This is a genomic window from Streptomyces sp. NPDC001530 (assembly GCF_042894545.1).
Classification (GTDB): domain Bacteria; phylum Actinomycetota; class Actinomycetes; order Streptomycetales; family Streptomycetaceae; genus Streptomyces.
On record NZ_JBIAVS010000007.1, the window covers coordinates 347283 to 368165 of the forward strand.

General features: G+C 71.5%; 19 protein-coding genes, 1 tRNA gene and 1 pseudogene. 6 read left to right on the forward strand and 15 right to left on the reverse strand.

All coding sequences use genetic code 11. From position 1 onward, the window contains the following. The first annotated feature begins 29 nt into the window (after positions 1-29). Complete coding sequence (locus ACFY0T_RS16720; protein ID WP_388870217.1) at positions 30-1646, forward strand: tetratricopeptide repeat protein; 1617 nt, start codon at positions 30-32, stop codon at positions 1644-1646. Positions 1647-1897: 251 nt separating this feature from the next. Here the strand turns inward: ACFY0T_RS16720 and nthA are convergent, their stop codons facing one another. The 4 genes from nthA to hppD all read right to left on the reverse strand — a co-directional run bounded on the left by nthA (position 1898) and on the right by hppD (position 4435). Further along, entirely contained in the window at positions 1898-2482 is a 585-nt protein-coding gene (gene nthA / locus ACFY0T_RS16725) for a nitrile hydratase subunit alpha (RefSeq protein WP_388870220.1), read from the reverse strand. Next, positions 2472-2759 (reverse strand): SH3-like domain-containing protein, encoded by a 288-nt coding sequence (locus ACFY0T_RS16730; protein WP_388870528.1) that lies wholly within the window; start codon positions 2757-2759, stop codon positions 2472-2474. The genes nthA and ACFY0T_RS16730 overlap by 11 nt, the downstream gene beginning before the upstream one ends. Continuing rightward, the gene (locus ACFY0T_RS16735) at positions 2752-3078 is read right to left on the reverse strand and encodes a hypothetical protein (protein ID WP_388870223.1); all 327 of its coding nucleotides are present in this window, start codon (positions 3076-3078) and stop codon (positions 2752-2754) included. Before ACFY0T_RS16735 ends, ACFY0T_RS16730 begins: the two co-directional genes overlap by 8 nt. Positions 3079-3289: 211 nt before the next feature. Continuing rightward, complete coding sequence (gene hppD / locus ACFY0T_RS16740) at positions 3290-4435, reverse strand: 4-hydroxyphenylpyruvate dioxygenase (RefSeq protein WP_388870226.1); 1146 nt, start codon at positions 4433-4435, stop codon at positions 3290-3292. A gap of 145 nt (positions 4436-4580) precedes the next feature. On the opposite strand from hppD, the gene ACFY0T_RS16745 reads away from it, so the two are divergent. Continuing rightward, a complete protein-coding gene (locus ACFY0T_RS16745; RefSeq protein WP_388870229.1) occupies positions 4581-5051 on the forward strand; it encodes an Lrp/AsnC family transcriptional regulator in 471 nt (156 codons plus the stop codon). A 130-nt stretch (positions 5052-5181) separates the two neighbouring features. Here ACFY0T_RS16745 and ACFY0T_RS16750 read toward each other — a convergent pair whose 3' ends face one another. The 3 genes from ACFY0T_RS16750 to ACFY0T_RS16760 all read right to left on the reverse strand — a co-directional run bounded on the left by ACFY0T_RS16750 (position 5182) and on the right by ACFY0T_RS16760 (position 8125). Beyond that, complete coding sequence (locus tag ACFY0T_RS16750) at positions 5182-5970, reverse strand: S16 family serine protease (protein WP_388870232.1); 789 nt, start codon at positions 5968-5970, stop codon at positions 5182-5184. Between the two features lie 233 nt (positions 5971-6203). After that, positions 6204-7325 carry an o-succinylbenzoate synthase gene (menC, locus tag ACFY0T_RS16755; RefSeq protein WP_388870235.1) on the reverse strand — a complete coding sequence of 374 codons (1122 nt, stop codon included), beginning with the start codon at positions 7323-7325 and terminating at the stop codon, positions 6204-6206. Further along, positions 7322-8125 (reverse strand): chorismate synthase, encoded by an 804-nt coding sequence (locus ACFY0T_RS16760; RefSeq protein ID WP_388870238.1) that lies wholly within the window; start codon positions 8123-8125, stop codon positions 7322-7324. The genes menC and ACFY0T_RS16760 overlap by 4 nt, the downstream gene beginning before the upstream one ends. A gap of 103 nt (positions 8126-8228) precedes the next feature. On the opposite strand from ACFY0T_RS16760, the gene ACFY0T_RS16765 reads away from it, so the two are divergent. Then, entirely contained in the window at positions 8229-9818 is a 1590-nt protein-coding gene (locus ACFY0T_RS16765; RefSeq protein WP_388870240.1) for a PucR family transcriptional regulator, read from the forward strand. Here ACFY0T_RS16765 and dapE read toward each other — a convergent pair. The 7 genes from dapE to ACFY0T_RS16800 all read right to left on the reverse strand — a co-directional run bounded on the left by dapE (position 9790) and on the right by ACFY0T_RS16800 (position 17795). Next, positions 9790-10866, reverse strand: coding sequence for a succinyl-diaminopimelate desuccinylase (gene dapE, locus ACFY0T_RS16770; RefSeq protein WP_388870243.1), 1077 nt, complete (start codon positions 10864-10866; stop codon positions 9790-9792). The two genes, ACFY0T_RS16765 and dapE, sit on opposite strands and share 29 nt — an antisense overlap. After that, positions 10863-12335 carry an amino acid permease gene (locus ACFY0T_RS16775; protein WP_388870246.1) on the reverse strand — a complete coding sequence of 491 codons (1473 nt, stop codon included), beginning with the start codon at positions 12333-12335 and terminating at the stop codon, positions 10863-10865. Before ACFY0T_RS16775 ends, dapE begins: the two co-directional genes overlap by 4 nt. Before the next feature lie 329 nt (positions 12336-12664). Continuing rightward, on the reverse strand, positions 12665-13306 hold the full coding sequence (locus tag ACFY0T_RS16780) for an IclR family transcriptional regulator (protein ID WP_388870249.1): 642 nt from the start codon (positions 13304-13306) through the stop codon (positions 12665-12667). A gap of 458 nt (positions 13307-13764) precedes the next feature. Then, a complete protein-coding gene (locus ACFY0T_RS16785; protein ID WP_388870252.1) occupies positions 13765-15564 on the reverse strand; it encodes a DEAD/DEAH box helicase in 1800 nt (599 codons plus the stop codon). A 116-nt stretch (positions 15565-15680) separates the two neighbouring features. Beyond that, positions 15681-16028, reverse strand: coding sequence for a type II toxin-antitoxin system death-on-curing family toxin (locus ACFY0T_RS16790; RefSeq protein ID WP_388870255.1), 348 nt, complete (start codon positions 16026-16028; stop codon positions 15681-15683). 22 nt (positions 16029-16050) lie between these two features. After that, positions 16051-16323, reverse strand: coding sequence for a hypothetical protein (locus ACFY0T_RS16795; protein ID WP_388870258.1), 273 nt, complete (start codon positions 16321-16323; stop codon positions 16051-16053). 47 nt (positions 16324-16370) lie between these two features. After that, complete coding sequence (locus tag ACFY0T_RS16800) at positions 16371-17795, reverse strand: MFS transporter (RefSeq protein WP_388870261.1); 1425 nt, start codon at positions 17793-17795, stop codon at positions 16371-16373. A gap of 230 nt (positions 17796-18025) precedes the next feature. On the opposite strand from ACFY0T_RS16800, the gene ACFY0T_RS16805 reads away from it, so the two are divergent. The 3 genes and pseudogenes from ACFY0T_RS16805 to ACFY0T_RS16815 all read left to right on the forward strand — a co-directional run. Then, positions 18026-18097, forward strand: a tRNA-Cys gene (locus ACFY0T_RS16805). 323 nt (positions 18098-18420) lie between these two features. Then, positions 18421-19080 carry an NADPH-dependent FMN reductase gene (locus ACFY0T_RS16810; RefSeq protein ID WP_388870264.1) on the forward strand — a complete coding sequence of 220 codons (660 nt, stop codon included), beginning with the start codon at positions 18421-18423 and terminating at the stop codon, positions 19078-19080. 34 nt (positions 19081-19114) lie between these two features. Then, positions 19115-19228 (forward strand): annotated as a pseudogene (locus tag ACFY0T_RS16815) (IS5/IS1182 family transposase); the annotation flags it as partial. A 37-nt stretch (positions 19229-19265) separates the two neighbouring features. Here ACFY0T_RS16815 and ACFY0T_RS16820 read toward each other — a convergent pair. Continuing rightward, on the reverse strand, positions 19266-20423 hold the full coding sequence (locus ACFY0T_RS16820) for an SUKH-4 family immunity protein (protein WP_388870265.1): 1158 nt from the start codon (positions 20421-20423) through the stop codon (positions 19266-19268). Positions 20424-20883 lie beyond the last annotated feature (460 nt).

A 20883-nucleotide genomic window follows, 5' to 3' on the forward strand; every position in this document is an offset into this window, starting at 1 on the left:
GGTCGTAGTACTAGCGCACAGTGAGCGGCATGGAGATCGAAGAGCGACAGCCCGTTCTCTCCGGGCTGCAGCCTCAGGAGCCCCGCGGGCCGCGCTTCCCCCGCGTCGCCCGGCGCGTGCTGATCGGCGTGGTCGCGGGGAGTGTCGTACTCGGCGGTGTGCTGGTGCTGCTGCCCTCGGAGCGGCAGGCCGGGCCGCCGCGGCCCGCGGCGGGTCCGGTGAACCGGGCGGTGACGGCGGTCGGGGCCGGGGTGCCCGTCTCGCTGCCCGATCTGGCGGCGGTCATCCGGGATCGCGAGGCCCGTCTGCGGGCCCATCCGCGCGACGGGCGGTCGTGGGCGGTGCTCGGCAACGCGTACGTGGAGCAGGCGCGGCGGACCGGGTCGCCCGCGTACTTCCCGAAGGCCGAGAAGGCGCTGGATACGTCGCTGCAGGCCAAGCCGGACGGGAACGTGGAGGCGCTGGAGGGCCTGACCGCCCTCGCCAACGCGCGGGGCGACTTCGAGACGGGCCAGCGGTGGGGCGAGGAGGCCGTGGAGCTGTCGCCGAAGCGGTGGACGACGTATCCGCTGCTGATCGACGCGTACGCCGGGCTCGGGGACCACGAGGCCGCCCGCGACACCCTCGACAAACTGCTGAAGCTGCACAAGGGGCCGGCGGCGCTGGCGCGGGCCTCGCGCGTCTACTGGGACCAGGGCTGGCGTGAGGACGCGGCGGCCGCGATCGCCGAGGCGGCGGAGCGCGCGGAGACCCCAGCCGAGCAGGCGGCCTACCTCCAGCAGGCCGGTGCGCTGGCCTGGGAGCGCGGCGACGCGGAGCAGTCGCTGCGCTACTACCGGGCCGCGCTGGCCGCCGATCCCGACGAGCACGGGGCCCTCGCCGGGCAGGGGCGTGCGCTGGCGGCGCTCGGGCGGACGTCGGAGGCGCTGGACGCGTACCGGACGGCGCTCGCGAAGCGGCCCGCGCCGCGGTACGCGCTGGAGCTGGGCGAGCTGTACGAGAAGCTGGGGGACGGCGCGGCCGCACGCGCGCAGTACGACCTGCTGCGGGTGCGGGTGCGGCAGGAGACCGCCGGGGGCGTGGACGACGAGCTGGTCCTCGGGCTCTTCGAGGCGGACCACGGTGACCCGGTGCAGGCGGTGCGGCGGCTGCGCGCCGAGTGGGAGCGGCACCCCACGATTCCCGTCGCGGACGCGCTGGGCTGGGCGCTGCACCGGACCGGGGCGAACGAGGAGGCGCTCGAGTTCGCCACGAAGAGCATGGACAAGGAGCACGGGGGTGGTGTGCGCAGTGCGCTGTACGCCTATCACCGGGGCCAGATCGAACGCGACCTGGAGGAGTTCGGCGCGGCCCGCCGCCATCTCGCAGAGGCCCTGCGCATCAACCCGCACTTCTCGCCGCTCTTCGCGCCGCTGGCCCAGGAGGCCCTGAAGGCGCTGGGCGAGCCGCCGGCGGAGTGGCCGCCGCCGGAGGAGCCCGAGGAGTCCCCGGAGCCGGCCGCGCCGCTCCCTTCGCCGACGCCGCTCCCTTCGTCGACGTCGGTGCCTTCGCCCTCGCCGGTCCCTTCATCAACGCCGGTGCCGTCGTCCACGCCGACGCCGACACCGACGCCGACACCGGTCCCGAGGCGCTCGGGGTCGCGCTGAGCACGGGGGTGCACGGCCGGTTCGGCATCGCCGACATCCGCCGCCGTGGCTTGTCGCCGTCGCGGCGGAAGTGGGTGACCGGCGGATGGAGAGAAACGGATCCGAGTGGTCGAACCCGAAGGGGCCCAGGCCCGGCGGGCGCAGTCCCGAGGGGGCGCAGTCCCGAGGGGGCGCAGTCCCGAGGGGGCGCAGTCCCGAGGGGGCGCAGTCCCGAGGGGGCGCAGTCCCGAGGGGGCGCAGTCCCGGCGGGTTCAGACCGCTGCCGTGCCGATCAGTGCGTTGCGGGTGACCAGGGCCGCCAGTTCCTCCTCGCGGAGGGACTCGGTGGTGGCGGGGCGGCGGGGGAGGACCATGTAGCGGGTCTCGGCGCTGGAGTCCCAGACCGAGATGCCCGTGTCGGCAGGCAGGGTGAGGCCGAACTCGGCGAGGACGGCGCGGGGTTCGCGGACGACGCGGGAGCGGTAGGACTCGGACTTGTACCAGCTCGGGGACGGCCCGAGGAGGCGGAGCGGGTAGCAGGAGCACAGGGTGCAGACGATGACGTTGTGCCGTGACTCCGTGTTCTCGACGACCCTCAGACGCTGGTACGAGCCCTCCATGAAGCCGAGCTCCTGGACGGCCGCCGTACCGTCGGCGAGCAGGCGGGCCTTGAAGGACGCGTCGACCCACGCGCGCGCCACCACCCGCGCACCGTTCGCTGGGGACGACCGCGCCAGGAACGCGTCGATCGCCTCGTCCAGCGCCCCGCCCGAGAGCACCCCCTTCTCCTCGAGAAGGGTCTCCAGGCGCCGCACCCGCCGGGAGATCAGCGCGTCGGCGTGATGGTCACCGCTCATCGTGCCGGTCCTCTTCCAAGTAGCTTTCCCACAAGTCCAGTACGACGTGATGGTCGCCCTCGCCCCACAGGTCGCGCGCCTCGAAGCGGACGGCGTACACCTGCTCGACCGGGGCGTCCCCGCGCCCCTGCGCGCTGACGTCGGCGAGTTCCGCCCTGCCCTCCGGCTCGACGACCACGCCGCGCTTGCCGCGCGCGTACCGCGGCAGACGGGTGTGGTGCGGCGGGTCGTGGTGGAAGGTCCGGACCCGGGCGCCGGGAGCAAAGCGGTCAGGCATCGCGGTCACCCGGCCCCTCCAGCTCGCCCGCCTCGCGGAGCTCCTGCAGCTCGCCCGGCTCGATCACGCCCTTGCGCTCCAGGAGCGCGCAGATCGCGGTGAACCACCGCTCGTAGTACGAGGCCGCCAGGTACTCCTTGGCCGGCATCGACTCGATCGCGTCCCGGAACTCGTTGGTGTTGAACACCCCTTGCGCGCGCAGGGCGTTGAAGAGCCCGACGACCCGGGCCTCCCAGTCCGCGTGGAAGGGCGCGGTGTCGTCGGTGGTGTCGATGGCGCCGAACCCCTGCATACCGCCGACGTCGTTGATCCTGGCCATGCGGCCACACTACGACGTGGGACTACGACCCCGGAGGCGTGTGCGGCTTGTAGTACATCGAGAACCTGCTGGCCCCCTCGCCGCCCAAGGCGAGCCCCAGGTACAGCCGCAGGCCGCCCTTCCGCCGGATCGCTGTCCTGCGGGTGCCGCCCTGGCACCCGCAGGACATGAGCGCGTCAACCGGCGTTCAGTGGTTGCGCGTTCTACGGATTCACAGGTTGCCGCGCTTCTCCTGCTCCCGCTCGATCGCCTCGAACAGGGCCTTGAAGTTGCCCTTGCCGAAGCCCATCGAGCCGTGCCGCTCGATGATCTCGAAGAAGACGGTCGGACGGTCCTGGACCGGCTTGGTGAAGATCTGCAGCAGATAGCCGTCCTCGTCGCGGTCGGCGAGGATCTTCAGCTCGCGGAGCGTTTCGACGGGGACCCGGGTGTCGCCGACCCACTCCCCCAGCGTGTCGTAGTACGAGTCGGGCGTGTCGAGGAACTGGACTCCGGCCGCGCGCATGGTGCGTACGGTCTCGACGATGTCGTTGGTGTTCAGCGCGATGTGCTGGACGCCGGGGCCGCCGTAGAACTCCAGGTACTCGTCGATCTGGGACTTCTTCTTGGCGATCGCGGGCTCGTTGATCGGGAACTTGACCTTGAGGGTGCCGTCCGCGACGACCTTCGACATCAGTGCGCTGTACTCGGTGGCGATGTCGTCGCCCACGAACTCCTTCATGTTCGTGAAGCCCATGACCTTGTTGTAGAAGCCGACCCACTCGTTCATGCGGCCGAGCTCGACGTTGCCGACACAGTGGTCGATGGCCTGGAAGGTGCGGCGGGCGGGCGGCTCGACGATCGGCTTCGCGGCCACGAAGCCGGGGAGGTAGGGACCCTCGTAGCCCGAGCGGTCGACGAGGGTGTGGCGGGTCTCGCCGTACGTGGCGATCGCGGCGAGGACGACCGTGCCGTGCTCGTCCTTGATCTCGTACGGCTCGGCGAGCGAGCGGGCGCCGTGCTCGATCGCGTAGGCGTATGCGCGGCGCGCGTCCGGGACCTCGATGGCGAGGTCGACGACGCCGTCGCCGTGCGCGGCCACGTGCTCGGCGAGGAAGTGGCCCCAGGGGGTGGCGGCCTTGATGACGGAGGTGAAGACGAACCGGGCGGAGCCGTTCTCGAGGACGTACGACGCCGTCTCGCGGCTGCCGGTCTCCGGTCCGGAGTAGGCCACGAGCTGCATGCCGAAGGCGGTGGAGTAGTAGTGCGCGGCCTGCTTGGCGTTGCCGACGGCGAAGACGACCGCGTCCATTCCCTTGACCGGGAAGGGGTCTGCCTGCCGGGCGGTGTCGGGAGTGTGGTGGGTGGTCTGTGTCATGGCCGCAGGCTCTCTCCGTTCCACAAGGTGCGCAATAGTTTGCTTCCTTGCTGGGCAATATGCTCAGTAGTGGACCCGTACGTGCGGGCTCTCTGTACAGGATGACCATCACAGCGAACGAGCCAGAGAAAAGGGGGAGGCCGCCGTGGCGATCGATCATCTGGACGGGCGGCTCATCGTGCTGCTGGCACAGGAGCCGCGCATCGGTGTCCTGGAGATGTCCCGGCGGCTCGGGGTGGCGCGCGGCACGGTGCAGGCCCGTCTCGACCGGCTTCAATCGAATGGGGTCATTCGCGGGTTCGGCCCACAGGTGGACCCGGCCGCGCTCGGCTACCCGGTCACCGCGTTCGCCACGCTGCAGATCCGGCAGGGGCAGGGTGCCGACGTACGCGCGCACTTGGCGACCGTCCCCGAGGTGCTGGAACTGCACACGACCACCGGCAGCGGAGACATGCTGTGCCGGCTCGTGGCCCGCTCGAACGCCGATCTCCAACGTGTGATCGACCGGGTTGTCGGTTTTGATGGCATCGTCCGGGCCTCCACGGCGATCGTCATGGAGAACGCCGTTCCGCTGCGGATCATCCCCCTGGTGGAGCAGGCGTCGGAAGACTCCTGACCCGAAGGGGGCCGGACCGCGGGTGAGGCGAGAGGCCCGGTGCCGCGAGCTTCGTCCGGTGCCGTGAGCTTCGTCCGGTGCCGTGAGCTCCTGGGAGTACCTGAGCAGCCGCCATCCACCCGGCCGTCGCCTAACAGCTCGGAACCGAGTCCTTCCCCTTCTCCAGGGCCACCAGAGAATCCACCGCTCCCTTGAGCGTGGTCACCGGAATCAGCCGCAGCCCCTTGGGCAGTTCCGACTTCGCGTCGGAGCACTCCGCCTTCGGGACCAGGAAGATCGTCGCGCCGTCGCGGCGGGCGGCCTGGGTCTTGAGGGCCACGCCCCCCACCGCACCGACCCTGCCGTCGGCGTCGATCGTGCCCGTACCCGCGATGGTGCGGCCCCCCGTGAGGTCGCCGCCACTGCCGTCGCCGTCCAGCTTGTCGACGATGCCGAGCGAGAAGAGCAGCCCGGCGCTGGGCCCGCCGACGTCGGCGAGCTTGAGCGTGACCTTCACGTCGTCCTTCTCGTGGAGGTAGGACAGCGCCGCCTCGGTGGCCGTGTCCTGGGACTTCTTCATCTCCTCCGTGTTGTGCCGCTCGATCTCCTTGACGCTGTCGCCGCTCGGGTAGACCGAGTCGCGCGGCATCACGGCCCGGTCCGTGGCGAACCAGGCGTCGACCACATCGCTGAGGGAGACGTTCGCGTCGGGGCCCGTCGCCTCGATCGTCGTCATCCGCAGCTGGCCGCGCGTCTCACGGGTCGGCGACCCGCTGATCGTGATCACCGGGTCGCCCTTGTTCTCGCCGAGGACGTTCGCCGTCATCCCGGGCTGCGCCAGGGAGAACGGCAGCGGCGCGAACACCGCCGTGGCGAGCAGGGCCACGACGGGGACGGCGCAGACGGCGACGGCCTTGGGGCGTGTGAGGCGAGAGAGCACGGGATCAATCTAACGTCACCGCGAGGCCAGGCGGATGCCGAGGATCTTGGCCGGATCAGCGAGCGGCGTCCGGTGGGTGCGAGCGGCGTCTGGTGCGTGCAGCTGCACGGCGCCGGAATGCCCTCGTAGCGGAGCTATTAGAGCATTCCGGCAGCTAGAACATTCCGGCAACTAGAGCATTCCGGCAACGCGGCCGATGCGCGTGCCAGGCGTCGGGAGCCCGGCCAAGATCCTCAGCGCCCTCCTGGGCCCCCGTACAGGTCCCGCCGTGCGGTCGTGAAGCGGCGCAGCGCCTCCGGCAGCGGGTCGATGCCGATGCCCGCGGTGCGCGGCACCGGCAGGTGGCCGTCCTCCAGCACGAACGGCTCGGTGATGTCCTCGGCGAAGTAGCGGCCGGAGGCGGAGGTGTCGCCGGGGAGGGTGAAGCCGGGCAGGGCCGCGAGCGCGAGGTTGGGGGCACGGCCGATGCCCGTCTCCAGCATGCCGCCGCACCACACCGGCACCCCGTGCGCGTGCGCGACGTCGTGGATGCGGCGGGCCTCCAGATAGCCGCCGACCCGGGCGGGCTTCACGTTCACGACCCGGCAGGCGTCCATGGCGATCGCGGACGCGGTGTCGCGGGCGCTGTGCAGGGACTCGTCGAGACAGACGGGGGTGGCGATACGCTTCTGGAGCCGGGCGTGCGCGTGGAGGTTGTTCTCCTCCAGGGGTTCCTCGATGAGCAGCAGCCCGAATTCGTCGAGCCGGCGCAGGTGCTCGGCGTCCGCGAGCGTGTACGCCGTGTTGGCGTCCACCTGGAGCGGCAGCGCATCCCCGAAACGCTCACGCACGGCTCGTACGGGCTCCAGGTCCCAGCCCGGTTCGATCTTCAGCTTGATACGGACGTACCCCTCGGCGAGGTAGCGCTCGACGTCGTCGAGCAGTGCCGGGACGGACTCCTTGATGCCGACGGACACCCCGGCGGGTACGCGGTCGCGCACGGCCCCGAGGAACGTCGCGAGCGGCATGCCGAACGCGCGCAGCTCTGCGTCGAGCACAGCCGTCTCCAGGGCCGCCTTGGCGAGCTCGTGCCCCTTGATCTTCGCCGTCGCGGGGGCGAGCGCGGCCGTCGTGAGCTCCGGGAGGGCGGCCACGCGCGGCAGGAGGAAGTCGCGGAGCACGATCTCGGCGCCGGCCACGAACTCCGAGCAGTACAGCGGCTCGAGGTCGGCGGCGAACTCCGACCAGCCCTCGGCCACGTCCGTGACGACGTGCAGGAGGAAGGTGTCCTTCGTCGTCATGGTCCCGAAGGACGTACGGAACGGGGTGACGAGGGGCAGAGCGATGTGGACGACTTCGACGCGTTCGAGTTTCATGCGGTGCCTTCCTGCGAGGGGCGGGTGAGGGTGTACCAGCCGTCCCGGGACATCCCCGTGGCGACGTACCCCTCGGCGAAGGCCTCCGTGAAGACCTCCCGGACGGCATGCCGCCAGCGCAGGGCGAGCACGGGGTCGACGGCACGCAGCTTGACGATGTCGTCGGGGACCCGGCACCAGACATGACGGTCGGCGAGGTCGCGGCGGGCCAGCGGGTCGCCGTCGGGGGCGAGGTGGGTGGCGGGCGCGCCGTCGCGGTCCTCCTCCGGCGCACCGTCGGGGTCCGCCTCCGGCACCGCGGCGGACCGGGGCGCCGCCAGGTCCCACGTCACCGTCAGCCGGTCGCTCTCGTCGCCGTCGTTCACCCCGTCGGCCATGAGCCCGTAGAAGTCGACGAGGTACTCCGTGCCGACGGCGCCCAGCTTGACCAGGTTGAAGCGGGCGTTGCGGCCGACCAGCGGGTCGAAGGTCCAGCGCATGGTGCGGGCGCCGCGCTCCAGGGCCCAGGCGCGCTGGGCCTGCTTCACGGCGTACCCGACTCCGGGGTCGGCCGCGGCGACCAGGGAGTACGTGTCCTGCTGCCCGGGCGGCCCGAAGACGGCGACGGAGGCCCCGGCGAGCCGCTCCCCCGCGAGGGAGTACGCGGCGTGCACCGCGCCGCCCGCGTGGACGAGGCTGTGCAGCACCTCGGCCGGGTACGGCGGGGTGCTGCGCGGGGTCTGCCAGACGTCGCTGAAGAAGTCGGTCACGGCGGCGAGGCCGGTGACGTCGTGGACCGTACGGATGCTGACTTCTGTCATGAGATCGAGTCTCGGAGCTGATGGCGCCGCTGATGTTGTGCATCCGGACAACACCCGCGTACGTTCCTGATGAGATCGGCCAATCATCCTGGAAGGGGTCCGTGTGGACGCCTGCACCCTCGGCGACCTGCTGGACGTCATCGGCGGCCCCTCCGTACGCCTGCACACCGCGCCCGCCGGGCTCGCCGTGCCGGTCACGGAGGCTCTGCTGCACGACGCTCACGCCCCGCTTCCCCGGGCGCCCGGGGCGCTGCTGCTCGCGGTCGGGGTGCGCGCGTCCGCGGCGGGGCCGCTGGCGCGGGCCGCGGCCGAGGCAGGGATGAGCGGGCTCGTGGTCCGCGGCCCGGACGGCCCGCTCGCGGAGGCGGAGTCCGCGGGCGTCGCCCTGCTGTCCGTGGACGAGGACGCGGCCTGGCACCACGTGCACCTGCTGCTCGCCTCGGCGATCGGCGCGCGCCCCTCGGCCTCCGGGAACGGGCTCGGGGACCTGTTCGCGCTGGCCGACGCGGTGGCCGCGGCCGTCGGCGGCGCCACCGTGATCGAGGACCCGCGGCAGCGGATCCTCGCCTACTCGACCGTGCCGGGGCAGCCCGTCGACGAGGACCGCAGACAGGGCATCCTCGGCCTCCAGGTGCCGACGAGCCCGGAGAACTCGGAGCAGTACCGGGTGCTGTTCGCGGCCGACAGGCCGGTCCGGCTGCCCGCGCTCGACGGAAGCGGCCTGCTCCCCCGCCTCGCCATGGCCGTCCGCGCCGGCGGCGAGACCCTCGGCTCGCTGTGGGTCGTCGACGACGGCAACCTCGCGCCGGACGCCGAGGAGGCCCTCGCCCAGGGCGCGTCCACGGCGGCGCTGCTCCTGCTGCGGGCGAGGGCCGCGCAGGAACTGGCCCGCCACCAGAACGGCGACCTGCTGCGCCGTCTGCTCGACGGCACCGCCGACCCGGCCGGCGCGGCCCACCGCCTGGGCCTCGGCCTCGGCCCGGACGGACACCCGGCGCCCGTCCGCGTGGCCGCCTTCGTCCTCGACTCGGCCGTCTCGGCGGCGGACGTCGAGCAGACCGCGCTGCGGCTCCTGGACCTCGTACGCCTCCAGTGCGAGGCGCGCTACGGGCGGCACGCGTGTGTCCTCGTCGACGGGGTCGTGTACGCGCTGCTGCCCGCCCACGGCGAGCGCGGAGGGGAGCGGCACAAGCGGCTCGCCGAGGACATCGTCCGGCGGGCGGGGCAGGCGCTGCGGGTGCCGGTGCGGGCCGGGTTGGGGGACGTCGTCACCGGGCTCGCCGAGGTGACGGCATCCCGCGCCGACGCGGACCTCGTGCTGCGCGTCCTTGGACCGGAGCTGCCGGTGGCGTCCGTGACGGAGGTGCGGCCCCGGGTCACCCTCCTTCGCCTCACCGAAGTCCTGGGAGAGCGACGGGAGTTGAAGGCGGGGGCGTGGCGGACGGTCCTCGCCCACGACACCGAGCACGGCACCGACTACGCCCGCACCCTCGTCTCCTGGCTCGACGCCGGCTGCGACATGGCGGGCGCGGCCCGGCTGCTCGCCGTCCACCCCAACACCTGCCGCTACCGCCTCCGGCAGGCCCAGCAGCAGCTCGGCATCGACCTCGACGATCCCGACGAACGGCTGGTGCTGTGGCTGCAGTTGCGGACCCTGGCCGGACTCAGGGCGACGCCGACAGCCAGTTCCTGAGCCGCTCCTCGCACTCCCGGAGCTGCGCCACAGGCACGTACTCCCCCGCCGTGTGCGCCAACACCGGGTCTCCGGGGCCGTAGTTGAGCGCCGGAACGCCGAGCGCGGCGAACCGGGCGACGTCGGTCCAGCCGAGCTTCGGGCGCGGCACCGCGCCGAGTACGCCGACGAGCGAGGCGACCGCGCCCTGCCCCAGCCCGGGCAGGGCACCCGGCACGACCTCGGTGACCTCGACCTCGTACGCGTCCTCGGGGAAGAGATCCCGTACGTACGCCTCCGCCTCCTCGGCCGAACGGCTCGGTGCGAAACGGGAGTTGACGGTGATCACGCACTCGTCGGGGACGACGTTGCCCGCGACCCCGGACCGTACGGCGACGGCGTTCAGCCCCTCCCGGTACTCCAGGCCGTCGATCACCACCCGCTCGGGCGTGTGGTCGGCCAGCCGCTGGAGGACGGCCCCGGCGCGGTGCGCGGCGTTCACGCCCCGCCAGGCCCGCGCGGTGTGCGCGCGCTCGCCCCGGACGGTGATGTCGGCCATCAGGACGCCCTGGCAGCCGGCTTCGACGCCGGCGTCGGACGGCTCCATGAGGATCGCGAGGTCCGCCTTCAGCAGCTCCGGCCGTACGGCGGCGATCCTGCCGAGCCCGTTGCGGTCGCCCTCGACCTCCTCGCACTCGTAGAAGACGTACGTGAGGTCGCGGGCGGCCGACGCGGGGACGGTGGCCGCCAGGCGCAGGGCGACCGCGACACCGCCCTTCATGTCGCAGGCGCCGAGGCCGTGGAGCAGGTCGCCGTCGAGGCGGGAGGGGAGATTGCCCGCGGCGGGCACGGTGTCCAAGTGGCCCGCGATCACGACCCGTTCGGGGTGGCCGAGGTCCGTGCGGGCGATCACCGAGTTGCCGACGCGTTCGACGGTCAGGTGCGGGAGGGCGGCGAGGGCCGCCTCGACGGCGTCCGCGAGCCGGGCCTCCTCGCCGCTTTCGGAGGGGATGTCGACGAGGGTGCGGGTGAGGGTGACGACGTCGGTGGTGAGGTCGAGAGAGATCACGCCGTCTCCTCATGTGCCTCGCGGTGTGCCTCGCGGCCGAGCTTGGAGTTCTTGATCCCGTACAGCCAGTAGATCACCAGGCCGACAGCCATCCACGCGCCGAACGCGACCCAGGTGTCCGTCCCCAGACTGCAGAGCATGTACGCGCAGAAGCCGACGCCGAGGATCGGCGTGACCGGTGAGAAGGGCACCCGGAAGGAGCGGGGCGCGTCGGGACTGCGGCGGCGCAGCAGGACGACGGCCAGGTTGACCAGCATGAAGGCGAAGAGCGTGCCGATGCTGGTGGCGTCGGCGAGGGCGCCCAGCGGGACGAGCGCGGCGAGCACGGCGATGAAGGCGGAGACGATGACGGTGTTGGCGCGCGGCACCCCGGTGGTGGGGTGCACCTTGGAGAACAGCGGCGGCACGAGCCCGTCCCGGGACATCGCGAAGAGGATGCGGATCTGCCCGTACTGAACGGTGAGGACGACGCTGGTGGTGGCGACGACGGCACCGATGGAGAGGAGGATCGGCCACAGATCCCCGCCCCCGACGGACCGCACGAGCACTTCGCTGAGCGTGGCCTCGGTCCCCTCGAACTGCTGCCACGGCATGGCGCCGAGCGCGGCGACCGCGACGAGGACGTAGAGCGCGGTGACGAGGACGAGGGAGAGGATGATCGCGCGCGGAAGGTCACGCTGGGGATTCTTGGCTTCCTCCCCTGCCGTCGACGCGGCGTCGAAGCCGATGTAGGAGAAGAAGAGCGAGGCGGCGCCCGCGCTCATACCGGCCGTGCCGAGCGGGAAGAGCGGGGTGAAGTTCCCGGCGCGGAAGGCGGTGAAGGCGACCGCGCAGAACATGACCAGCGCGGCGATCTTCACCCCGACCATGAGGGTGTTGGCGACGGCGCTCTCACGGGCGCCCCGCAGCAGCACGACCATCGCGAGGACGACGATGGCGGCGGCGGGGATGTTGAGGACGCCGCCGTCGCCGGGCGGCGCGCTGAGGGTATCGGGGAGGGTGACCCCGACGGTCAGCTCCAGCAGCTCATTGACGTACTGCCCCCAGCCGACCGCGACGGCGGCCACGGACACCCCGTACTCCAGGATCAGACACCAGCCGCAGACCCAGGCGACGAGCTCGCCGAGGGTCGCGTAGGCGTAGCTGTAGGAGGAGCCCGAGCCCGGGATCATGCCGGCCAGCTCGGCGTACGACAGCGCGGAGAACAGCGCCGTCACCCCGGCGAGCACGAACGACACGACGATCGCGGGCCCGGCCTCGGGAACGGCCTCCCCGAGCACGACGAAGATCCCGGTCCCGAGTGTGGCTCCCACACTGAGCAACGTGAGCTGCCCGACCCCCATCGTCCGCTTCAACGGACTCCCGGCAGCCTCGGCCACCAGCGTCCCCACCCCTTGCCGCCGCGCCAACCGGCCCGCCCACCCGCCACCCTCTCGACCGGCCCCCGGCCGCGTACGCACCGTCTCCACGCCCTGCTCCCTCCACCGTTCCGCTTTCAGTGCCCTGATGATGCGGAGGCGGGGACGACGGACGGTGGGCCTATCGGCCAGAGATGACAGGGGCCCTTTGGCGGCTCGGCCAAAGCCAGGGGGTGACTGGAAACACGGGGTGCGCGGCTGCGGGCTTGCGCGCCGCGAGGGGCAACGGTCCTGGCTGTGGGCATGCGTGCCGCGAGGGGCGGCACGGGTGGGCGCTGGGGGTACCCCTCGAAGAGCTTGGGGAGGCACCCCGCATGCGCCGGTAAGCGCACCGCCCTCGACCCCAGCCCCACGCCGGGGAGCTACTCAGCCAAGGGGGCTCAACGCAACGCGTCCGCGACCTCGCGCGCCGCGTCCACGACACGCGGCCCGACCCGCTCGGGCACGGCGTCGGCAAGCATCACCACACCCACGCTCCCCTCAACCCCCGTCACTCCGATGAGCGGCGCCGCAGCCCCACTCGCCCCTGCCTCCAACTCCCCATGCGTGAGCGTGTACCCCGGCTCCCCCACCGGCGCCTGCCGAGCGGCAAGAATCGCCCGCCCCGCGGCCCCCCGGTCCAGGGGATGCCGGAACCCGGCGCGATAAGCGACGTGGTAATCCGTCCACGTGGGCTCGACGACGGCAACGGCCAGCGCCTCGGTCCCATCGACGAGCGTGAGATGAGCCGTTGCCCCAATGTCCTCCGCCAGCGCCCGCAACGCGGGCAGCGCGGCCTCCCGTACCAACGGATGCACCTGGCGGCCCAGCCGCAGCACCCCGAGCCCGACCCGGGCGCGGCCACCCAGATCACGGCGTACGAGTGCGTGCTGCTCCAACGTGGCGAGCAACCGGTACACAACGGTCCGGTTCACACCCAGTTTGTTCGAGAGCTCGGTGACGGTCAGCCCGTGATCCGTGTCGGCGAGCAGCTTGAGGACGCGCAGTCCCCGGTCGAGCGTCTGAGAGGTCTCCGCGGTCACGACGCCCACTCCTTAGTGGTGAGGTCGACGGCCCCCTCGCGGCGGTTGCGACACCGAGTCCCGTCGGCGACGCGCTTCAGAGGCCGCCGGTCGGCTGACGACCCGGGTTCTTCCCGGGCGGAGTCGCTTCACGGCTGCGCTCCGCGGCGGCGCTGCCACGGGGCGTGTGCGTAGCGGGACAGTAGCGAGCTGGTCCGCTCAGCGGAAGTCTCCGTCCAGAATCCGGGCATGGGCTGGTACGGACTGATTCCGTTTGCCCCGAAACGCGGGGCGCGCACCACTGGGCGTACACCCCCTTGTACACAGCGCACACGCTCCCCGGCACGCCTGCACGAAGGGATAGAGCCCCTTGCACGGCCACAGCGCCGGGGTCACCGCATCCGGATGTCACCTGTCACCGCATCGGAATGCCGCCGTATCCGAATGCCACCGCATCCGAATGCCACCGCATCCAGATGTCACCGCATCCGGGTCGCCCACTCCTGCACCTTGGCGATCCGCTGCCGCAACTGACCCGCCGTCGCCTCCGCGCTCGGCGGCCCCCCGCACACGCGCCGCAGCTCGGTGTGGATCACGCCGTGCGGCTTACCGCTCTGGTGGACGTACGCGCCGACCATGGTGTTGAGCTGCTTGCGCAGCTCCAGCATCTCCTTGTGCGAGACCACGGGGCGGCGCTCGGCGGGGAGTTCGAGGAGATCGGCCTCCTCGTCGGGCTTCTTGCGGCTGTGCGCGATCTGCCGGGCCTGCCGCTTCTGCAGCAGCAGCTGGACCTGGTCGGGTTCGAGGAGCCCCGGAATCCCGAGGTAGTCCTGCTCCTCTTCACTCCCCGGGTGGGCCTGCATCCCGAACTCGGCGCCGTCGTAGAGGACCCGGTCGAAGACGGCCTCGGACTCCAGCGCCTCGAAGGAGAACTGCTCCTGTTCGCCGGTGTCCTCGTCCTGCTCCCGGTTCGCCTCCTCCATCTCCTTCTCGGACTCGGCGTACGGGTCCTCCTCGCCCTCCTTCTTGGGCTTGTCGAGGACGTGGTCGCGCTCGACCTCCATCTCGTTGGCGAAGCCGAGGAGGTCGGGGACGGTCGGGAGGAAGACGGAGGCGGTCTCGCCGCGCCGCCGGGACCGTACGAAACGACCGACGGCCTGCGCGAAGAAGAGGGGCGTGGAGATGGTGGTGGCATACACCCCGACCGCGAGCCGGGGCACGTCGACGCCCTCGGACACCATCCGCACCGCGACCATCCACCGGTCGTCGTTGTGACTGAACTCGTCGATACGGTTCGAGGCGCCGGTGTCGTCGGACAGGACGACGGTCGCCTTCGTGCCCGTGATCTCCCGGATGAGCTTGGCGTAGGCGCGGGCGGAGTCCTGGTCGGAGGCGATGACGAGGGCACCGGCGTCCGGGATGCCCTTGCGCACCTCGGTCAGCCGCTGGTCGGCGGCGCGCAGCACGCTCGGCATCCACTCGCCGCGCGGGTCGAGGGCAGTGCGCCAGGCCTGGCTGATGGCGTCCTTGGTCATCGGCTCGCCGAGCCGGGCGGCGATCTCGTCCCCCGCCTTCGTACGCCACCGCATGTTGCCGCTGTAGGAGAGGAAAATGACGGGCCGCACGACCCCGTCGCCGAGAGCGGACCCGTACCCATACGTGTAATCGGCGGCCGAGCGCCGAATCCCGTCGTTCCCCTCCTCGTACGTGACGAAGGGGATGGGATTGGTGTCGGACCGGAAGGGCGTACCGGTGAGCGCGAGCCGCCGCGTGGCGGGCTCGAAGGCTTCGAGGCAGGCCTCACCCCAGGACTTCGAGTCACCGGCGTGATGGATCTCATCGAGAATGACGAGGGTCTTGCGCTGCTCGACGCGATTGCGATGCAGCATGGGCCGCACACCGACACCCGCGTACGTCACGGCGACGCCCTGGTACTCCTTGCTGAGCGGCCCCGCGCTGTACTCGGGATCCAGCTTGATCCCTATCCGCGCGGCCGCCTCCGCCCACTGCTTCTTCAGATGCTCGGTCGGCGCGACCACCGTCACCTGTTGCACGACATGGTGGTGCAGCAGCCAGGACGCGAGCGTCAGCGCGAACGTCGTCTTGCCGGCGCCGGGCGTGGCAACGGCCAGGAAGTCGCGCGGCTGCTCCTGGATGTACCTCTCCATCGCCCCCTGCTGCCATGCACGCAGCTTGTTGGCGGTACCCCAGGGGGCGCGGCCGGGAAAGGCGGGTGAGAGGTGATGCGAGTGCGAGGAGTTGGTGGCGGTGGTAGTCACGGTCTCCGTGGGGTGGTTGAGCGGCTCGGCTACGTATGACAACCGGGCCACCTTACCGGCGACACGGATACGTCAACGCCCGGACAACACCGCCTCACCCACGGATGCGACCCAGCTCACAGAACCCGCAACCGCCGCGCGATCCCCCGGACATCACCCTCCACACCGGAGGCGACATCGATGACCAGGTCGTACGCGCTCTCCTGGTCCGCGGCCGCGAGGTCGACGCCGTTCACGGCCAGGAAGGTCGCGGCGGCCAGCCAGGCCGTGCGCTTGTTCCCGTCGACGAGGGGTTGGTTGGTGGCGATGGCGTGCAGCAGGGCCGCGGCCTGCTCGTAGAGGTCGGCGTAGGCGGCGACGCCGAGCATGCGCGCGCGGGGGCGGTGCACGGCCGAGGCCAGCAGACCGGGATCCCGCGCCTCGGGGGCGCGGCCTCCGAAGGCGACCTCGGCGATGTCCGTCACCTCGCGACGGTCAGGTGTCGGGTCATTCGCCAAGCCTCCTCAGCAGTTCGGCGTGTTCCTTCGCGAGACTCTCGGCGAGGGAGCGGACGTGGGCGGCCTGCGCCCCCAGATATGCGCGTACGGCCTCCCGCGCCCCCTCCTCCGGGCGGCGGTCCTGCGCGTCGGCGGGATCGTCGAGGGCCTGCGCGAGGGCAGGGCCGTCGAGAGCCTGCGCGAGGGCAGGGTCGTCGAGGGCCCGCGCGAGGGCGGGATCGTCGAGGGCCCGCGCGAGGGCGGGGTCGAGGCGGGGCTCCATGCGGAGACCGTGGGGCACGGCACCAGCCCGATTCGACGGGTTTACGTTCACCGCTCCCGCAGTCGCGTCGTCACCCACGCGCCCAGCAGGGCCACCCCCGCCATCGGCAGGAACACGGCGGCGAAGGCGGCGGGGTGTGCGCCGGAGGCTGATGTGGTGGCGTGCGTGACCGTGCCGCCGCCGAGGGCTGCGAAGGCCGCACCGCCCGTGGCGAGCAGGAGCACGTTGGACAGGCCGTCGGAGATCTGCAGGGCGGCGGAGTTGGCGCCGGCCTCCTCGGGTGCCGAGAGGTGGAGCAGCAGCACGCTGGTCGAGGCGATCACCAGCCCCATGCCGAAGCAGCCGAACCCCCAGGCGACGGCGACGATCCACACGGGCACGGCGTGGATCAGCACACTGGGCGCGGTGGCGATGGCGGCCGCGACCAGCACCATGCCCAGGAACATCAACCGCTCCCGATACGGCTCCACCCGCGGCCGCGCCTGCACATACGACCCCAGCGCCCAGGTCCCGCCGCCCGCCGCGAGCGAGAACCCGGCGAGCGTCGGCGACAGCCCCCGCTGGGTGACCAGCATGAGCGGCACGAAGGACTCGGCGGCGATGAAAGAACCGGCCGCGACCCCGCGCAACAGCACCACGGACGGCAGCCCGCGCGCCGCCCGGTACGTGCCGCGCGGCAGCAGCCCAAGGACGGCCGGGACGAGCAGCGCGGCGCCGGCGACGGCGGGGAGGAGCGAGAGCCAGTGCAGATCCTGGGCGGCGTACTGCAGCAGCCCCGCGCCCAGCGCGATCCCCAACGCCAGCCGGATGCGCCGCCGGTCGAGGGGCGCGCGCCCGACGGCCCGGCCCTGCCCCGACGTCAGCCGCCGTATCTGCGGCAGCGCGAGCGCCAGCGGGAAGACGACCAGCGCCGGTATCCCGACGAACACCCAGCGCCAGCCGAGGTGTTCGGTGACCGCGCCCGCCGCGAGCGGCCCGACCACGGACGGGACCACCCACCCCGCCGCGAACGCCGCCATGATCGACGGCCGCATCGACTCCGGGTAGGCCCGCCCGACCACCACGTACAACGCGACGATCACCAGCCCGCCACCGAGCCCCTGCACGGCCCGCCCGAGGATGAACATCCACATGGACCCCGCCGTCCCGGACAGCAGCAACCCCGCCGCGAACGCCCCGATCCCCGCGGTCAGCGACGCCAGCGGCCCGCCCCGGTCAGACAACTGCCCGGCCAGCACCATCCCGAACAGGCTCGTCGTGAAGTACCCCGAGAACGCGAACGCGTACAACGACACCCCGTCGAGCTCCCGCGCCGCCACGGGCATCGCCGTCCCCACGGCGGTCGCCTCGAAGGCGATCACCAGCACGACGGAGACGATTCCGACGCTGAGCGCCCGATACGACCGACTCAGCACCCCGCCCTCGACCTCTGCCGGTGCCACCGCACCATCACGCGCTTCCAGGGCTGCCATGACCGCCAGCGTAAGGGGCACAACGGACACTGGCCCCTGTCCGCAGACGGTGATCGCCTGGGCCTTTGGTCGTACGACCACCTCGGCCACCACCTGCCCGCCACCCATTCATGAACGGCGTATGGCAGTCCCATTGCAGCGCCCGCGCTTCCCTTGAGCCCCGCCCGCGCCCCCGCCTACGGTCAACCCATCAGGTTCGGAACGAGTGAGCCGTGCCGCACCTGATGATTGGCCGTGTGCCCGAGTGGTTTAGGGACTCGCCTGCAAAGCGAGTTACGTGGGTTCGATTCCCGCCACGGCCTCAACTGCCTTGACCAGGCAAAACGAAAGGGCGGCACTCCGGAAGGAGCGCCGCCCTTTCGTTCGTCCATCTCAGTTCTCGTCTCAGTTCCCGTCTCAGTTGGCCGGCGCAGTACTCCGGTCACGCAACGGTTGCCTCGGCGAATCTCATCGGAGCGTTAGCCGCCCTGCCGGCTGTTCGCCTGGTTGTTCTGTTGATTGCCCGGCCGGATGTTCTGCTGGTTCCCCGCCTTCCCCGCCCCGGTCGCACGGCGGCTCTTCCGGAACCACACTGGTCAGTGTCGTGCCTGTCGGGCGCGAGTACCTACGACGGAAGGAGGGGCCGATGCCCCCGGACGCACCTCCCGGCCCCCTGCGGCTCCTCGTCTTCGGCGCGGCGCTGCGGGCCGAATCGGCCAACACTCGCCTTGCCTCCCTCGTGGCGCGGCTGGTCTCCGACACCGGTGCCACTGTCGACCTCGCCGCCATGCGCGATTTCGACATGCCGTTGTACGACGGCGACATGGAAACCGCCGAAGGAGTGCCGGACGGCGCCCTCGCGCTGCGCGACCGGCTCGAGCAGAGCGATGCCTTCGTTATCTCCTCGCCCGAGTACAACGGCTCCATTCCCGGAGTGCTGAAGAACGCGATCGACTGGGTCTCGCGTGTCCAGCCGCAGCCGTTCAAGACCAAGCACGCCATGCTCGTGTCCGCCTCGCCGTCCATGGTCGGCGGCAACCGCGGGCTGTGGGCACTCAGGGTTCCGCTGGAGCACCTGGGCACCCGCGTCTATCCGGACATGTTCAGCCTGGGCAACGCCTATCAGGCCTTCGCCGAGGACGGAACCCTGGCCGACCCGGGGCTGCAGCAACGTCTCACCGAGACCGTGTCGGCTTTCCTCAGCCTCGTCGAAGCCGATGTGCGTTACGTCTGCCTGGAGCGCCGGTGGTACGAGTTCCTGGGGGACCGCACCGAGGCAGCCATCACCCAACGGGCCGAGGAGTGAGGGCCTGAGGCAGCTCATGCGCGGGAGCTGTTCCAGCGAGGTGCGGGCGCGGCTGCACCGCCTCATCCTTGACGAGCTCGGCGGTCAGGGGGAACTGGACTGGTCGCGGTGCGCGATCGACTCCGTCAGTGTCCGTGCGGTCAAAGGGGGCGACTGACGGGCGTTGCTCACGCGCCGAGCGCTGTTTACGCGTAGAGCGCTCCGCCTGCCTGGTCCTCGAATATCTCGGGCCAGTAGCGCCAGCCGTCGTCGCCGGGCAGGGCCGGGATCGGGTCGCAGGCGAGCGGGTCGACCGCGGCCAGGGTCTGGGTCATGGTGGCGGCCAACTGCTCGTAGGCGTCCGAGAGGTCGTGGGCCGCGTCGATCGTCTTCTCGCGGTGCAGCAGCCAGAGGGTGAAGGCGAGGGTGGAGATGTCGGCGTTGAGGGGGCGCAGGGTGAGGTCGGGCTCGCTCCAGGCGAGGACCGCGCCCGTGGTGCCGTCCACGACGAGGCTCGTGTCCTCCAGCAGATAGCCGAGGCGTATCAGCCGGTCCGCGGCGGCGGGGAGTTCGTCGGCGGAGAAGTCGCCGGGGCGCTCGTCCGCGTAGTACTCGCTGAGTGCCGGCAACGGCACCTCCGTGTCCAGCTGGAAGAGGAGGCCGTCCTCGGGCAGGCCCGTCTCCCGCAGGAACCGGCGGGTGGGTTCGTGCGCCAGCGCGGACGGGAAGTCCACGTCCTCGAAGCGCATGATCTCGCCCGCGCCGAACTCCTCGTCCAGCAGCCGCTTCGGCAGGTCCAGGACGAGTCCGTCACCGGGGCCCGCGATCCGGGCGAGCGGGCGGATCAGCGCGGCCATCCGCCAGTACGGCGGCACGTCGTCGCCCACGTCCGACGCGAAGACGGCGGCCAGGCCGTTCGACGCCTCCGTGACCGCCTTCGGGCCGAACTGGCCTCGGGACGCTGTCAGTTCCTCGGTGGCCGTCGCGAAGCGCAGCAGCGCCTCCAGGGACGGGGCCAGGGGTGACAGGTCCATCAGGGCGGGGTTCCGGTGGGCGTACGTCGTGGAGATCTCTCCCGTCGTGCCGTCCAGCACGATTGACTCCAGGTCCCTGTCGAGGTTCCGCAGCGCGCCTATGACGAGCTGGTCCCGCAGTTCCTCGGCGAGCTTCTCCGCGTCGCCGGCCAGGTCCGCGAGCCGGCGCAGTCCGTGCTCCCGCAGCGTGCCGAACCCCAGCAGCGTGCCGTCGGACGGCAGTCCGGGACCTGTCAGTCGGCGTCGCGTCCCCTCGTGTGTGACGTACAAATCCAGCTCGTCGTCGGTCAGTGTGATCGCGCCGCCGACACCGATGTCAGTCGTGCTCATGGCTCCCCCGCGCATATGAACTCTCGTGCTTCCCCCAGGCAGGAACACCCCGGTCCCGCGGCAGTTCCCCATCGACCAGAACCATACGCCGCGCCACTGACAACGCCCGAAACACGCGGCAACAGCCCACCCACCGGCCAGAAACACCCAGACGCGGACGGTGTACAGGGCCGTGTTTTCGCCCCTCCGCCCCTGCCCGTCCCGTACCTGGGGCTCCGCCCCAGACCCCGCCAGGGGGCTGCGCCCCTGGACCCCCATCGGCCTAGACGGCCTCGTCCTCAAACGCCGGACGGGCTAAGACTTTCCAGCGCCGACCCGGGGGAAAGTTTCAGCCTGTCCGGCGTTTGAGGACGAGCGCGAAGCGCGATACTGGGGTCTGGGGGCGGAGCCCCCAGGGACGATGGGGGTCCCCCCTGCTCGAGCGAAGCCGAGAGCTTGGGGGAGGGTAGGGGCGGAGGGG